We start from the raw sequence: 14,920 nt of genomic DNA, 5'->3' as shown, positions 1-14,920 counted from the left end.
GACTATTACTTAAAAGTGTAATTCAATAATATGGCCCTATAACGGAAAAACGTGTTCTTCTTATTGAAGAAATGCGCCCTTTAATGGAATAACTATGATCTTAACAAATCATTTTACTTGTTCTTTCTTTTTAAAAGGTCAGGATGAACAAATGTTTATTACGCGGGCGGAATGGCATTTGTAACTAGCAAAATAAAGAAAATCAATCCGATGCAAAAGTAAACAACGGAAGCGAAAAACACTGCACCTTTTTTAAAAACAAAGGCTTCTCTTTTTTGAATGATTCCTGTTATGCCCGCGTTTCTCGCAGTAAAGAAATTCGAAATTGGCCCCCCTCCACTTGTTAACAAAAGAAACAATCCGCTACATATTGCCCCGATAATTCCCATTACTTCAATAAATCGAACAGAGAACGTACTTGCAACAAAATAGGTGATAACCGCCTCGATACATAAAGTTAGGAAAAAAAGAAAACCATTCTTTTTGTTCATTGTTCTACACCTCCGTTTATTTATATTTCTAATTATGAAATAAACTTCTTTGCGGACGAACTGAAAGAGGCTTAGTTAATTGGGATTATTGATAAATCCCTTTATTAAAGTACCTGTTTACCTGAATAATTTATAATGATTGTTTTAAAAGAGAATATGTATATTTAAGTGTCTCTGAATTAGCAACTTCTTTATCAGTTGGAAGTTTTAATTCTATTTTTTCATTATGATGTCTCGGTATGATATGGAAATGAGTGTGCATAATATCTTGTTGTGCATTTAATCCATTATCATTGAGTATAGTAAAGTCATTACAAATACCAGAAGCAATGAGCAAATTTGATACCTTTATAAGTGCATTCATTAATCCTTTCATAATTTCTTCATCGTTTATAGTATCTAATCTCTCAAAATGTTTGTTTGGGATTACTAATATATGTCCCATAGCCACAGGATTAATATCAAGAAATGCAGTAACTTTTTCATCTTTAAATATTGTGTATGAGGATAGTTCTCCCCTTACAATTCCACAAAATATACAATTCTCCATTTTTTCAACCCTTCCATTTTTCAATAAGAAATTAGTCACCTTTGAATAAATCAGCCGCTAAACGGAGTCATTTTGAAATAACGAACGCACTCCCATATAGAAGTGCGTTCATCAGAAAAATTCACCTTGTCAAAGTGCCACTCTCATAGCTTCACGATCGTTCTTCCTTTTGCCTGACCCTTCAACAGCGTTGGCAGAACTTCCGGAAGCTGCTCGAGCGTTATTTCTTGTTGAATTAATTGCTCCAAGTTATCCGGTTTAAAATCTGTCGCTAAACGGTGCCATACGTTTAATCGCGTCTCCATCGGGCAGTATACAGAATCAATTCCTAGTAAGTTGACCCCGCGCAATATAAATGGAAAAACAGTTGACGGAAGGTTTGTCCCTGCTGTTAACCCGCTCACCGCAACGGATCCGCCGTATTGAATTTGGCTTAGCAATGATGCTAATGGCTCACCACCGACAGGATCGACCGCAGCTGCCCATTTTTGCTTGCCTAATGCGCGCACTTTCCCGTCATATACTTCTTCACGTGGAATGATCGAAGTCGCACCAAGGCTTTTTAAAAACCCGTGTTCCGATTCTTTCCCAGTGCTCGCTTCTACTTCATAGCCAAGCTTTGACAGAATCGAAACGGCAAAGCTGCCAACACCGCCTGTAGAACCGGTTACAAGTACTTTCCCTTTATCAGGCGTTACATTATTATCTTCCAACCGTTGGACTGATAAAGCTGCCGTAAAGCCGGCTGTGCCGATGACCATCGCTTCCTTTAATGAAAGTCCTTCCGGCAGGGGAACAAGCCACTCAGATGGGATGCGGGCATATTCACTATATCCGCCAAAATGAGAAACCCCGATTTCATAGCTTGTCGCAATCACTTTGTCCCCTTCTTTAAATTGCGGGTTTTCCGAAGAAATGACCGTTCCTGCCAAGTCAATGCCCGGTACAAATGGATAGCTTTTCACAATGTTACCGTCCGGAATTGCTGCTAAACTATCTTTATAATTAATAGAAGAATACTCGACTTTAAGCAGCACGTCTCCTTCAGGTAAATCATTTAAGGAAAGTTCCTTCACGTTCACTGTAAATTGTTCTTCATTATTTACGACTAATGCTTTAAAGTTATCTGCCATTTTGACCACCCCTTCAATTGTTTACAAATAAAGGGTAACAAAATTAGGCATACCGGTCAAAAAGCTGCTTTGATTCAACGCATTTTTAATATAAAAAGCCGAAACGCATAATGTAAACGCGTCTCGGCATCAATCAAGTTATTTATTCAAAAGCTGGTGTTGCTGTTTCGTCGTAGTTTTCAATCAGGAAATTACGCACTTCTTCACTCGTCATCGCTTCTGCAAGCTTTTTGATTGCATCGTCGTCTTTGTTGTCTTCACGAGCCACTAAAGTAATGGCAAAGTCGTTTTCTACACCTTCTGTCAGCAGCGCATCACTTTTCGGTGTCAGGTTAAGTGGTGCCGCATATGCCGGTGTCATCACAACTGCATCGGCATCATCGTACATACGCGCAAGCATTAACAAATCGACTTCTTTAAACTGAAGATTTTTCGGGTTGTCCTCGACACTTGCCAATGTATAATACACATCCGTCTTTTCCTTCAAAGTAATGACACCGTGCTGGGCAAGCAGCATTAATGAACGGTCAACATTTGAAATATCGTTGGCAATTGCAACTGTCGCCCCTTCAGGCAACTCTTCGATTGAATCATAATTTTTAGCATACACACCGTAGTTCGCAAAGTAAATCGGCTGGATCGGCACTAAATTCGCGTCATTGTTACGGTTGAATTCCTCCATATACGGTACATGCTGGAAGAAATTTGCATCAACTTCCTTTGCAGCGAGTGCACTGTTTGGCTGTACATTATCCCCTAAAACGACAATCTCCAAGTCAATGCCCTGCTCTTCCAATTGAGGCTCGACTAGCTCCAGAATATCCGTCATGGGTGAAATTAATGAGGCCACTTTTAATGTTGTCTCTTCCTTTTCCCCTTCTTTATTCGGTTCTGTTTCTTTATTCTGTCCGCAGCCAACTAAAGCTAGCACAGCAGCCACACTTAACATCCATCTTTTTTTCACAATCATTCTCCTATCTTTTGTCCAACCATCTTGCTGCAGTCGTACCAATCATTTGAATAAGCTGCACCAAAATAATCATAATGAAAATCATATAAAGCATTAGATCTGTCTTGAATTGCTGGTACCCGTAGCGAATTGCAAAGTCACCGATACCGCCGCCCCCGACAACACCCATTATTGTGGAATACGAAATAAAACTGACTATTGAAGTCGTCAGGCCGAGCACTAGTCCTGAACGCGCTTCCACAAAAAGAAAACTGAAAATAATTCGTCGCACCGATGCCCCCATTGAAACCGCAGCCTCGATTACACCTTTTGGCACATCGAGCAGTGACTGTTCGACAAGCCTTGCATAATGCGCTATGGCAATAATCGACAACGGAACCGTTGCCGCCACCGTCCCAATTGCCGTACCGACAAGGAGCCTCGTAAAGGGAATCAAAAATACGACCAGCAGCAGGAACGGAAACGAGCGGATCGTATTCACCACCAGGTTCAGTATGTTGTAAACGACACGGTTTTCAAGCAACCTTTCTTTCCCGCAAAGAAATAAATATGTACCGATTGGCAATCCGATTAATACGGCAGCTACAATTGACACACCGACCATGAAAAATGTTTCACTGATCGCCCGCCAAATTTCAGCTTCGTATTGACGCAACACATTAGGCATGTCCGACCCCGCCTTTCACAAGCTGATCGACAAAGCTTTGCGGATGATGGTCCGTTTCAAGTACGCCGCTTGGTATCAAATTAACTGTTTTGTAAATTTGTCCGGCGTCCAGCACCGTAGCGCGATGGCAAATACTTTTCACAACATCAAGCTCATGACTGACAAGCACAATTGTCACACCGAGCTCAACATTGACCTTCTGTAAAACGCGCAGTATTTCCGCAGAGGTGTTTGCATCGAGCGCAGAGGTTGGTTCATCACAGAGCAAGACGGCCGTTTCATTCGCAAGTGCTCTGGCAATCGCCACACGCTGCTTTTGTCCGCCGCTCAGCTGGGCAGGATATTGATTGGCTAACTGCTCCAAACCGACAAACTGCAAACATTCCATGACACGTGCTTTCCGCTGCTTTTTCGGAAAGTTTGCCAGGACGAGTGCAATTTCCACATTATCATGGACGGTTTTATTTGCGACAAGGTGAAAATGCTGGAAGATCATCCCGATTGATTTTCTAGCTTCACGGAGTTCCGCATTTTTTAAAGCTGTTAGTTGCTGGCCATTTATGACAACAGTCCCGCTGTCCGGTACTTCCAACAGATTCATCAGCCGCAGCAACGTCGATTTCCCCGCACCACTTGCCCCGATCAAACCGTGAATTTCCCCTTTCGCAATCGTTAAACTCACATCCTGAACCGCGACAAAGGAACCAAACTTTTTCGTAACGTGCTGTAATTGTATCATCTGTCATACACCCCCACTGCATACCCAATCGATTACTAATTATAGTAGATATTGCACCGGCTACCAAGAGAAATGTTTATTGCAAAAAATTCCATGCTTTAAATGGTTTGCAATAACGGAAGGAGTGATCTTGTGAACCCTTTCCAAACTTACCTATTCATCATTTTTCCAATAAAAAAGCTGCCGGAAATTAGAATTTATTTCTAACTTCCGGGCAGCCGGTATCGACTTAATAAGGGACTTGATCCAATTTAATCGGTGTGATTTTATTGTCCTTCCAATCATCATAAATGGATGCATACAAGACAGTATCTGAAATTGAACCGTCTTCATTTTCCCATGCATTGCGTAAATAGCCTTCTTTTACGAAGCCTGACTTGGTAAAGCAGTTTCTCATCGCTAAATTATCTGCTTTTGTATAACCTTCAATTCGAATCTTACACTTTTCACCATACAAGTAGTCTTTTAGCCAGTTTAAAGATTTTTGACCAATGCCTTTGCCTCTTGCTTTTGTTGTTAAACGGAGATCAAATAAAGGGATCGTATCTTCAATATCATCGATTATTAAAATTCCTACTTTTTGTTCGTTTTCAATAACCCAAAACGTTTCTCTTCCTTCAGAGTAATAGCCATTCTCGATTGCTCTTTTAATCGCTGCTGGATTTAATTGAACCTTCGCATGGAAAGGCCAATCATTGGTACAAAGTAAATCAATCAGTTCATCATTTTCTGAGTTAAATTTTCTTATTTCCAAGGCAATCACTCCCTTTTAATTTGAAGTTGCTTCACAAGTTCTGAAATCAAAATAGGATGGCAACGGATCTGCTGGTGTGCCCAAAAGTCTAACGATTATACCTTTTTCAATTTTTCGTACTGTAATTGCAGTTGTTCGATACGCTTTCGCCCTTCATCGCGGTTACGAACCGTTTCGGCCTGTATTTGCTTCGTTTCCTCAATACCCGCAATAATTGACTGCCATGTTTGTTCCATTGTTTCGACCTTTATGCTTGGATTTCCAGCTTGTCTGGCAATATCGACGGAATTTCTCCGGACATTTTCCGCATTGCGTATTAGCATTTCATTTGTACGCTTATCCAGTTCCGCCATCGAATCTGATACGAGTTTCTGGCGCTGCATCGTTACGGCATGAATAAGCCCCTGTTTAAATATCGGGATTGTCGTAACAAAAGCCGAGTTGATTTTACCAATGAGCTGGTTGTTTCCTTGTTGCATCAGGCGAATTTGTGGAGCTGACTGGAATGAAACCTGCTGTGCCATTTCAAGGTCGTAGCCGCGTTGCTGAAGCAATTCCACGGAGCGCTTGATTGTCTCCAGTTCCATAATCGCTTCATGATCCCCTTGTTCTGCCTTTATGTTTAACGTTTGGATTGTCGCGTTCAGTTCTTCAACCTTAAGATCAATCGCAGCGACATATTCACTTAACTGTTTGAAGTAATTCAGGTTTTCATCATACATCTGTTCCAGTTGAACGGTATTTCGCTTCATCTCAATTTCATACTTTTGAATTTCCGTATACACCTTATCCACTTCTTTGTTCATCGTGTCGTACTTTGAGAGTACTTTTTCAAGCTGAACTTTACTTTTCGTAAAAAGTCGTTTAAGAAAACCGCCCTTTTTTTCTTCTTCCTTGAAATCTGCAGGGTCAAAACGGTCCATAATTTTATTTAAACTTGTTAGTAGCTGCGTAGACTTTTCCAGATCGCTTTGCTTAATGGTCGCAAGCATTCGGTCCGAAAATGTCGAAATGCCGCTCGCTGTCTCCTTACCAAATTCCAGTACAGCAATCTGATTTTTCGGATCGATTCTCTCTGCAAGTGTCCTGACTTGCGGTTCCTGCTTCAATGCCAGCTGACGCTGACGAATTTGCGACATTTCCTCAGTCGAAACAAGTGACTGCACAGGCGCTGCTGGGGTTTGCGTCGGCAGCGCATCAGTTGTCGTTGTTCTTTTTTCCAGGTCTTCAAATAGCGGGTTATCTGACATACACTACACCTTCTTCATTTTTATGATAGATTGAAATTTTTAGTTGTTTTCCTTCTTATAAAGCAGCATTTTCCGAGCTTTTGATTAAAATTTGCCGCAGACAATGTTCGGCAAAGTCAGACCCGTTCTTCTGCACGATCTTCAGATTCAGCTGTTGGGCAAACTGCGTAAGCTCCCCGTGCAGCGGCACGAAATACTCGTCGGCAAGTTCAAGCATACTCAGATCCATCAGTGAATCGCCTGCCGCAAAATGCCAGTCGTAGTGCTGGAAATGTTTAATATATTCGACTGCGGCACCTTTCGTTAAGAACTGCGGCATGATGTACAATTTTCTCCCTTGCAAATAGCTTTGCCAGCCGTCCTGCTGCAAAGACTGATTGAATTCTTTCAGCTCCTGAAGATTGACGGTTTGCTGATCGATAATAAAACAGTAAAACAGATTTTCGATGATATGATGGCGAAGGAAATAGCCGGCCGACAGCTCTCGGGCATATTTTATGCCGATTTGCTGAAGTGACAGCGGCAACAATTGAAGCTGCTGTTCAATATGCTGCTGCCAGTCGGGATCGATCACTCCATTGCGGAGAATGACACCCCCATTCGCCAAAATGGCTACATCCGGAACGACGGTATGCTGAAACAGTGTAATCCGTTTATACTGTGCCATGGAACGGGTTGTCACCGGAACAAAGTGCATCGTGTCATGAATCTGTTTCAGTAACTGCTCAATCGAGGCATTAATATACGAAATGTCCCGTTCTTCCAGTTGTTCGATGCATAAACAGTTTTCGATCGCTGTATGAATCGTCCGTTGCGAGAAAATAAGCGTCCGGTCCAGATCAGAGGTGAATAACTGCATTTACAATAACTCCTTAATCAGACCGCAGCATGCATAGGTCATATTCTCGTAATACTCAATTTCCACACCGCGCTGCTCTGCCAGAATATAAATATGTTCCAGGTTTTGCTTTGCGGATGGATTGACCAGAATTTTCCAAGGAACTCTGCGTAGGAGCACCCGTGTTGTTTCCCCTACACCTGGTTTAATATGATTGATTTTTTTTATCTGATAATGCTGCTGGATTTCCTCAATACATTGAAGCCCGCTCCATGACGGCTCTTGTTCCACGTCCGCATTGTCAGCTGCCTGTTTTGCCTCGGCCGCTAAATCTGGCGTGAAATGGGAAGCTATGGCTTCTATGTATGCCTGCGAAACGTCCTGCTGCTTCAGTTCATCATAAAATTTCGCACCGTGGAAATCGGATTTCTCCATGAAGCGCTCATTGAATACCGTTCTGCTGACAAGACCTGAAACGGTGGAATTCAGGCAGGCTGACGGGATGAGGAAATCTTCCCGCGTCCCGTATAGTTTTGCGCAGTTTCCGGGATCCGCCAGTACGGCTAAATCTGCTTTAATCGTCGGCTTGCCGGCTGCATTCCATTTGGCAACCGATTGTTCCAGCTCTTTAGTAATCGCACCTTTCCCGGTCCAGCCGTCAACAAATTGAAGATTGGCTTTTGGATGCTGGTGGACGATGTAATGCAATGCGGTTTCATCAATCCCCCGTCCCCGAAGAATGGAGACCGAATAATGCGGAACATCAAGATCATGAAACTGCTGCAAATACCGTTTAATCAATATGCCGATCGGTGTACCGGCACGCGCCAGGCTGACGAGGACAAGCTCGTTTGTGTCCCGCGCTTTGACTATTTTTTCTGCCACTACCGCCACACATAGGCTCACCTTCTGTCCATACGTTTCCAGCATTGCTTCATATAGCTTCATATAACGGATGTCCGGCTGATATTCGATCGGAAGCATCTCGGAGTAGTGGGCTTTTCCGGATTGAATTGTTTTTTCCCGCTCTTCCGTATTCTTTTCAATCGACAGATGACTAATATCCCGCATTACAAATGTAACATCTTCATCGCGGTAACTGCCCATTTTATCCGGTAAGTATTTCAGCATTGTCGGCACCTCCCAAAGTTACAACATGAATTGTTCCGGCGTATGGCTTCAGCAATCCGACAAGCTCCATCAATGCTGTATGATCCAGTATTCTTTCATAGACAATGACAATATCTTCATAGTGATCTGCCGGTACATTATAGAGGTAATTCACAACACCCGGATATTCCGCGCTGTTAAATTTAAATTTGTTCGTGATTACAGATTGTTCATCGGCAAAAATGGGGCTGCGTGTTGTCGCATGGTAGGCCACATCTTCACCGAGCTGTGCGGCAATCAGCATCGGGATATACATAAACTCACCCGTACCAAGCACTAGGCACTTCCCATGTGATCTTGCGTTCGAAATTTTCTTGGCAATCAGCTCGACATCTTCATAAAGGATGCGTTGTTCATCCGCAGCCAACGAGAATCTTCCGCTGCCCGTATAATAATTTGCCGTATAGGTATTATTTTCTTCACTAAGCGAGCGTTGCATAACGAGATGCTGCTTCAATTCCTCTTCAAATGAATGGATGTGTACAGGACTGGCCGCTATCTTTTTAATGCACTGTTCGGTATGCGGGAGCGCCCCCCTGTCCTCAATTTGAAAGGCCCCTTTGAATAACGAGACAGTATGGATCTGAATCCCGTACTGATGCGCGTAAGCCTGCAGTTCCTGTTCATGTTCCGCATTTCGCCAGTCCAAAATGGAAACGAGCGTAAATGTTGTTAAGTGCGGATACGTTTCATGCAATTGACGGATAATGTTAACATTCGTTTTGCCCGTTGTCATTTCATCATCAACAAGGACAATTTCCGTTTGATCTGCAAAAAAGGATGCTTCTGCATAGACATGATGGCTCGTCGCATGCGAGTGTTCTTCCTCAAAGCTGATCACCGGCTGCTGATCAATGATGATCTCTCTTGTTGTATGAATAAACCTTACATTGCCGGAAAAAGCATCAAAAAAAGCATGCCCTAATGCCGTCGCGGTTTCAGCAAAACCGATAATTGTCAGTGGCTGTTTCATGAAAATCTTATTATTCCATGATTCCTGCAATGTTTCATGGACATTATCCTGCGTTTTAATGGCTTCGCATATTTTTTCGGCGAATTCATGTTTTTCCTGAAAACGCACTTCCATGAAACGATGTGCCAGCAAGTGGCTTGTCAATATCGGAATTTGCGGGCTGACCGCCAAATGTTTGCCGAGTACTTTACTGACAAACAGAAAACTGCGCTTTTTGTTGATGCGCAGTGCCATGTCAAAAAGCTGGTGCTCATCAAAATGGTACGGATTGTCGATTTCGTGTACGGTTGCTTCATAAGCATTCAAGACGTTATACTGCATTTTGTACCTTCACTCCCAGCAAATCTGTAAAATATACACCCTTATTGAAAACACCGAATGCTTCCGCGCGCATCATTGTTCGCTGTGCCCAACTATAGTGCGGCTTGATTTCGTTCATTTTGTTACCGTAAGCACTTTTTTCCACACCAATCGAACCGTCCGCCTGCAGCAAAATGCGCTCGGCATCCAAATAGTCCTCATGTGATACGACATACATCGCTTGTACCGTTTTGATATGGGTAGGATGAATAATCGTTTTACCGATAAGTCCGTTTAGTCGATCCAGTTCAATTTCCTTTTCCAGCCCCTTTATAGCAAGATCCTGGTTGAAATATTCCCAAACCGAACCTGAAAGCACAAATTGTGAATCCCGTAAAAAAACATTTAAAATATCCGTTATGCAATCACGGACCGGTTGGATATCGTACACGGTGTGGTGAATCGATCTCCGCACGCCCAACAATCCGCAAAAATCGGTCGACCCGATCCGGACATTCAGTATATATTCTTCAAATTCCTGCAGTAAATCCCGGATTTGAAGAAGTTCCTGCAATCGTTTTTCTTTCAGCAGGATTTCGCCGGATTCCAGAATCGGCATGCCATACAGCTGAAAGCCGAGCTGATTTTGCTGTTTGATCAGCTGCAAAAAGTCCCGCCCGTTATCCGATGTAAACTTCGGTAATACGTAGCCTGTCAGGAAATGCTGACGATTGCCAAGCTGCTCCGTCAATTGTTGCAGTTGGTCTGCGCTTCGAACACGCACAAATAAAAGCGGAATTTTTTCGACAAAAATTCGGCCGTCTTCCATTGCCTCTTTTAATGTCGTCAATGTTCGTTTTAATTGCTCAATCCCCTCTGATACTTGCAGGTCACCGAGTGCATCTTCCAAATCCAGTACAATGGTAGTGAGTGACGGGTGTTTGTGTGCGATGATTTCCTCTGCAATCACCTCTCTTGTTGCCGGCATATACAGCGCTGCACCAACACAGTAGCGGAGTTGGTTCTTATTCGTATATTTTGAAAATTCACCAGGTATACGATAGAACAAGTCGCGTTGACCATTCATAATTTCTTTTTCAAAAAAGCGCAATGCCGATCCTCCCCTTCATTGTATTTATGTAATGCGAATCATTATTTTATTTATGTGAATCACTGGAAACGTCTATTTTCCGGTTCACTAAAAGGGAGGCGACAACAGGTTTGTCACCTCCCTTTATCCATCTTCTTAAATTAGTTGTGTCACTGTAGTGTACACATCGTCAATAACTTAATACGGCATTGACTAATTGCGCATAGTTTAGACGCTAAGACCGTAAGATTGAACGAGTGCCAATAAACCACCTTGATAACCAGAACCGACCGCATTGAACTTCCATTCATTTCCATGTCGGTACAATTCACAGAATACTACTGCTGTTTCAATTGAGAAATCTTCTCCTAAATCAAAGCGTAAAATTTCCGTTCCTAAATCTTCGTCAACTAAACGCACAAAGGCATTCATGACCTGACCAAAGTTCTGACCACGGTTCTCTGCATCATGGATTGTAACTGTGAACGCAATGCGGTGCACATCGGAAGGTACTTTATCCAGGTGAACTTTGATTTGCTCGTCATCGCCGTCCCCTTCACCCGTTCGGTTATCGCCTGTATGTTCAACGGATTTATCCGGACTAATCAAATTATTATAGAAAATAAAATCCAGATCATTCCGGCATTTGCCTTGCTCGTTCAATAGAAAAACCGATGCATCCAAATCGATTTCCGCTCCACCATCAAAGTTTTTAACATCCCAGCCTAAACCGACAACAATATTTTTTAATGCCGGATTACCTTTTGTTAAATCGATGCGTTGACCTTTACTCAATTGAATTGCCATAATCGTTTCCCCCTTAGAGATGAATTAAAATTAGCCTACTTGTAAACCGAAATCGTTACATAATGCTGCTAAACCGCCTTGATAGCCGGAGCCAATCGCAGCAAATTTCCATTCACCATTATGGCGGTATAATTCACCTACCACTAATGCTGTTTCAATCGAGAAATCTTCGCCTAAATCATATCGGATTAATTCCGCTGAATCGTTGAATACGCGGATGAAGGCATTTGATACCATCCCGAAGTTCTGACCACGGCTTTCCCCATCATGAATCGTTACGGTAAAAGTGATCTTTTCAATATTAGATGGTACTGACTGAAGGTCGATATGTACGACTTCATCATCACCAGAGCCGTCACCTGTCAAGTTATCGCCTGAGTGGACAACTGATCCGTTCCCGCCTGTTGTATTATTATAGAAAACAAAGCCTTCAGGACCAGCCACTTTGCCGCTAGCTTCCAATAAAAAGATCGATGAGTCAAGGTCAAAATCGTTGCCGCCATCGTATTTATTCGTATCCCAGCCTAATCCTACGCTGATTTTAGTTAATCCCGGATTGGATTTTGTTAAATCTACCTTTTGTCCTTTTGCTAATGAAACTACCATTTTCAACACTCCTTAATTTATGTTGTATAACTTTTTTTATTTGTAGCGATTGATGACTTCACCAAGTGACTTGTCTTGTGTACCTGTACCAAGCGCCGCAAACTTCCATTCATTTTCATGGCGATAAATTTCACCTGTGATCAATGTTGTCTGACCCGAATAGTCGTCTGTCAGGTTATATTTTAATAATTCCTGGTTTGAAGATGCATTGACAATTCGAATAAACGCATTTTGAATCATCCCGAAATGCTGATTACGCTTTTGTGCATCATAAATATTTACGAGAAAGACAAGTCGGTCATATTCCGCAGGGACAGAACTTAATTCGATTGCAATCTGTTCATCATCACCAGCTCCCGCGCCTGTTAAGTTATCACCTGAGTGGGCCACAGCGCCATTCGAACTTTTTAAATTCCCGAAATAAATGACATCGCTTTTTGCAGCAACTTTTCCGTCTTTCAGCATCAGTACAGATGCGTCACAATCAACCGGGGCACCTGTAGTAGTACTTCCGCCGAATAAACTTTTAAAAAGTCCGCCGCCACTTGGCTTTGCCTGTACTTCATCCCAGCCTAAACCAACAAAAATCTTGTTTAAACCGGTGTTCCCTTTCGTTAAGTCGATTCGTTGCCCTTTTTGTAAATTAATTGACATTTTTAGTCCTCCCAAAGTAAATTACTATAAAATCTACCATTATTGTATATTTTATAAAATATAATGACAAATTTTTATCTCTTTTTTTTCCCGATTCTTCTGATTACCGATTTGAAATCCAGTTTACGGTTGAGACCATCCAACCCGTTTGAACGGGCCAGCAAATTTTCCAGTGTTTCATCAAAACTGATTTTTTCAAGTCGGTAAGAATTCAGCAATTGCTCCGTTATAAAATGTTCGATGCTCAAAGATGCACCCGGACTGTAGATGAATATATCAAACCCCAGCATGCTGGCAAACAGGAGCATAACAGCATCCTGCCGCTGCATTTGCCCGCTGTTTTCTTCAATAAACAAGAGAATTGTCGGATTTGTATAGCTGTAGTCGAACTGCTGATAGAGGCGAATGATTTCCGTTGGGACAAGCAACATTTGCCCGAACAAATATTGCTCATGCTCTTGCCTAGACTGATTGTTCGCCACTGCTATGAAATCACTTTCAATAAGACGGATTATCGTTTTTGCGATATTTCTTTGCGCACCAACTGGTATATTTTTAAACGGCCAGATACCAAGCTGCAGCATTTTTTCGACATCGAGCTTGCCATTGGTACTGGCATCACGCATATGAAACTGCATATTGCTTTTCTGTGCCTGCAATAATGGAAATGTGGTCGCAGTATATGTAAGCTCACGGGATTTTAAACGTTGAAGCTTCTGCACATAATCCGATTTATCCAATGAGACACCCTCTATTTTCGCGAAGAGCACCGGTAAATAGACAATTCCTTCTTCATCACTGAACCCTTCCCTTAAATGGAGCTGGGCCTCGGAAAGAATAAATAATTCGTCATATGTTGTATTTAAAATTCGAGTTCTTGTCTCGTGATTCGCATATTTCCATGGGTAGTTGATCGCTGCATTATCATAGAGATGCTGTTGCACATGTTCTGAAGCACGCGATGTAATGGTTTGCACACGAATCGGTTTTTCATGCGGAAAATCAAATGTTTCTGCTTTTTCAGCCAATCGTTCCGTCGGGAAATTTAAGATGCCGTACTCCGTCATAATATCCTGGCCATCCGGTTCGAATATGACGACGTCGCAGCCGAATAAATAAAGGAAGTACAGGAAATACACTTCACTTTCTTTTGCAGGTCCGTACCAGACGATGCGCGGGACCGCTAATCCGAAATCACTTTGCTCCAGCCATTCAGGGAAAAAATGATTCGACCACTTCACAAAGTCCAAAAAGATTCGCTGCAGCTGATTACTAATGAGCTTTGGATAGCGGGACTCCAAAAATTCGAGCCAGCTTCGCAAAGTCGTAATAAAATGATCCCGATACTTCGTTTGCATGAGCGGCAGCAACTGTTTTCCGGCAAAAAATGCCATAAAGCGATTCAATGATATCGGATTTTCCTGATGCATCTGCAATATATTCACAATTTCCGTCCGCTTTTTCGGATCAATCAATTTCGGGAGATTATGAAACAATAAGGTCCACGGAATGCCTTTGTTTGTAAGCGCATACAAATACTCTTGCATCTCGTAGGCATTATCGTATACACCCAATATTTGTTTCGCAACCCGGGTATATTGTAATTCACCATCACTTTGCAAAAAAATCGGACGTGAATAAAGACCCGCACTAATTATTTCTTCCCAAGTTTTTGTGCTATCTATGTAATCATGTGGAACTAGCCGCATAAATTGATCACTCCAGTTTCTATCTCTCTACATTTTCCTTACTTACATGTACGGACAAAAGGATAAAAAGGTTTCAAAAAATAAGGATTTATTTTCCCCCGCTGTCGGTAAAAGTGCCGAATTATTCCGTCAATTACGAATGTTCTTTAACCATTTCCTTATCATTATACTAGCAAAAAAACTTCACAAGGGACAGAAATTAACTACGGTAAAATACAT

16 protein-coding genes are annotated in these 14,920 nt (G+C 42.1%); all 16 read right to left on the bottom strand.

Annotation, left to right across the window (positions count from 1 at the left end):
- Nucleotides 1-158 precede the first annotated feature (158 nt).
- Nucleotides 159-491 carry a hypothetical protein gene (locus ACQKN3_RS02880; RefSeq protein ID WP_427709223.1) on the bottom strand — a complete coding sequence of 111 codons (333 nt, stop codon included), beginning with the start codon at nucleotides 489-491 and terminating at the stop codon, nucleotides 159-161.
- Between the two features lie 130 nt (nucleotides 492-621).
- Entirely contained in the window at nucleotides 622-1,065 is a 444-nt protein-coding gene (locus tag ACQKN3_RS02875) for an HIT domain-containing protein (protein WP_427709221.1), read from the bottom strand.
- A 119-nt stretch (nucleotides 1,066-1,184) separates the two neighbouring features.
- A complete protein-coding gene (locus ACQKN3_RS02870; RefSeq protein ID WP_427709219.1) occupies nucleotides 1,185-2,174 on the bottom strand; it encodes an NADPH:quinone oxidoreductase family protein in 990 nt (329 codons plus the stop codon).
- A 142-nt stretch (nucleotides 2,175-2,316) separates the two neighbouring features.
- On the bottom strand, nucleotides 2,317-3,138 hold the full coding sequence (locus ACQKN3_RS02865) for a MetQ/NlpA family ABC transporter substrate-binding protein (RefSeq protein WP_427709217.1): 822 nt from the start codon (nucleotides 3,136-3,138) through the stop codon (nucleotides 2,317-2,319).
- Nucleotides 3,139-3,148: 10 nt separating this feature from the next.
- Nucleotides 3,149-3,811: a methionine ABC transporter permease gene (locus ACQKN3_RS02860; protein ID WP_251687156.1), complete on the bottom strand. Its 663-nt coding sequence runs from the start codon at nucleotides 3,809-3,811 to the stop codon at nucleotides 3,149-3,151.
- Nucleotides 3,804-4,550 carry a methionine ABC transporter ATP-binding protein gene (locus ACQKN3_RS02855; RefSeq protein ID WP_251687154.1) on the bottom strand — a complete coding sequence of 249 codons (747 nt, stop codon included), beginning with the start codon at nucleotides 4,548-4,550 and terminating at the stop codon, nucleotides 3,804-3,806. The genes ACQKN3_RS02860 and ACQKN3_RS02855 overlap by 8 nt, the downstream gene beginning before the upstream one ends.
- A gap of 229 nt (nucleotides 4,551-4,779) precedes the next feature.
- The gene (locus ACQKN3_RS02850) at nucleotides 4,780-5,313 is read right to left on the bottom strand and encodes a GNAT family N-acetyltransferase (protein ID WP_427709214.1); all 534 of its coding nucleotides are present in this window, start codon (nucleotides 5,311-5,313) and stop codon (nucleotides 4,780-4,782) included.
- A gap of 86 nt (nucleotides 5,314-5,399) precedes the next feature.
- Entirely contained in the window at nucleotides 5,400-6,554 is a 1,155-nt protein-coding gene (locus ACQKN3_RS02845) for a toxic anion resistance protein (RefSeq protein WP_251687150.1), read from the bottom strand.
- Nucleotides 6,555-6,609: 55 nt separating this feature from the next.
- On the bottom strand, nucleotides 6,610-7,413 hold the full coding sequence (locus ACQKN3_RS02840) for an HAD family hydrolase (RefSeq protein WP_427709212.1): 804 nt from the start codon (nucleotides 7,411-7,413) through the stop codon (nucleotides 6,610-6,612).
- Nucleotides 7,414-8,523 (bottom strand): cysteine protease StiP family protein, encoded by a 1,110-nt coding sequence (locus ACQKN3_RS02835; RefSeq protein WP_427709210.1) that lies wholly within the window; start codon nucleotides 8,521-8,523, stop codon nucleotides 7,414-7,416.
- Nucleotides 8,501-9,856, bottom strand: coding sequence for a phosphoribosyltransferase family protein (locus tag ACQKN3_RS02830; RefSeq protein WP_427709208.1), 1,356 nt, complete (start codon nucleotides 9,854-9,856; stop codon nucleotides 8,501-8,503). Before ACQKN3_RS02830 ends, ACQKN3_RS02835 begins: the two co-directional genes overlap by 23 nt.
- On the bottom strand, nucleotides 9,846-10,946 hold the full coding sequence (locus ACQKN3_RS02825; protein WP_427709206.1) for an HpcH/HpaI aldolase/citrate lyase family protein: 1,101 nt from the start codon (nucleotides 10,944-10,946) through the stop codon (nucleotides 9,846-9,848). Before ACQKN3_RS02825 ends, ACQKN3_RS02830 begins: the two co-directional genes overlap by 11 nt.
- Nucleotides 10,947-11,153: 207 nt before the next feature.
- Nucleotides 11,154-11,732 carry a TerD family protein gene (locus ACQKN3_RS02820; RefSeq protein WP_427709204.1) on the bottom strand — a complete coding sequence of 193 codons (579 nt, stop codon included), beginning with the start codon at nucleotides 11,730-11,732 and terminating at the stop codon, nucleotides 11,154-11,156.
- Between the two features lie 30 nt (nucleotides 11,733-11,762).
- Nucleotides 11,763-12,338, bottom strand: coding sequence for a TerD family protein (locus tag ACQKN3_RS02815; protein ID WP_251687139.1), 576 nt, complete (start codon nucleotides 12,336-12,338; stop codon nucleotides 11,763-11,765).
- A gap of 36 nt (nucleotides 12,339-12,374) precedes the next feature.
- Nucleotides 12,375-12,992, bottom strand: a complete 618-nt coding sequence (locus tag ACQKN3_RS02810) for a TerD family protein (protein WP_251687137.1) — start codon at nucleotides 12,990-12,992, stop codon at nucleotides 12,375-12,377.
- Nucleotides 12,993-13,066: 74 nt separating this feature from the next.
- Nucleotides 13,067-14,701, bottom strand: a complete 1,635-nt coding sequence (locus ACQKN3_RS02805) for a YceG family protein (RefSeq protein WP_427709201.1) — start codon at nucleotides 14,699-14,701, stop codon at nucleotides 13,067-13,069.
- Nucleotides 14,702-14,920 lie beyond the last annotated feature (219 nt).

The sequence above is a fragment of the Solibacillus sp. NPDC093137 genome (genome assembly GCF_050280445.1).
GTDB classification, from domain to species: domain Bacteria; phylum Bacillota; class Bacilli; order Bacillales_A; family Planococcaceae; genus Solibacillus; species Solibacillus isronensis_B.
Note: the sequence above shows the minus strand (reverse complement) of the source record. Positions and strands in the feature narration are given on the sequence as shown.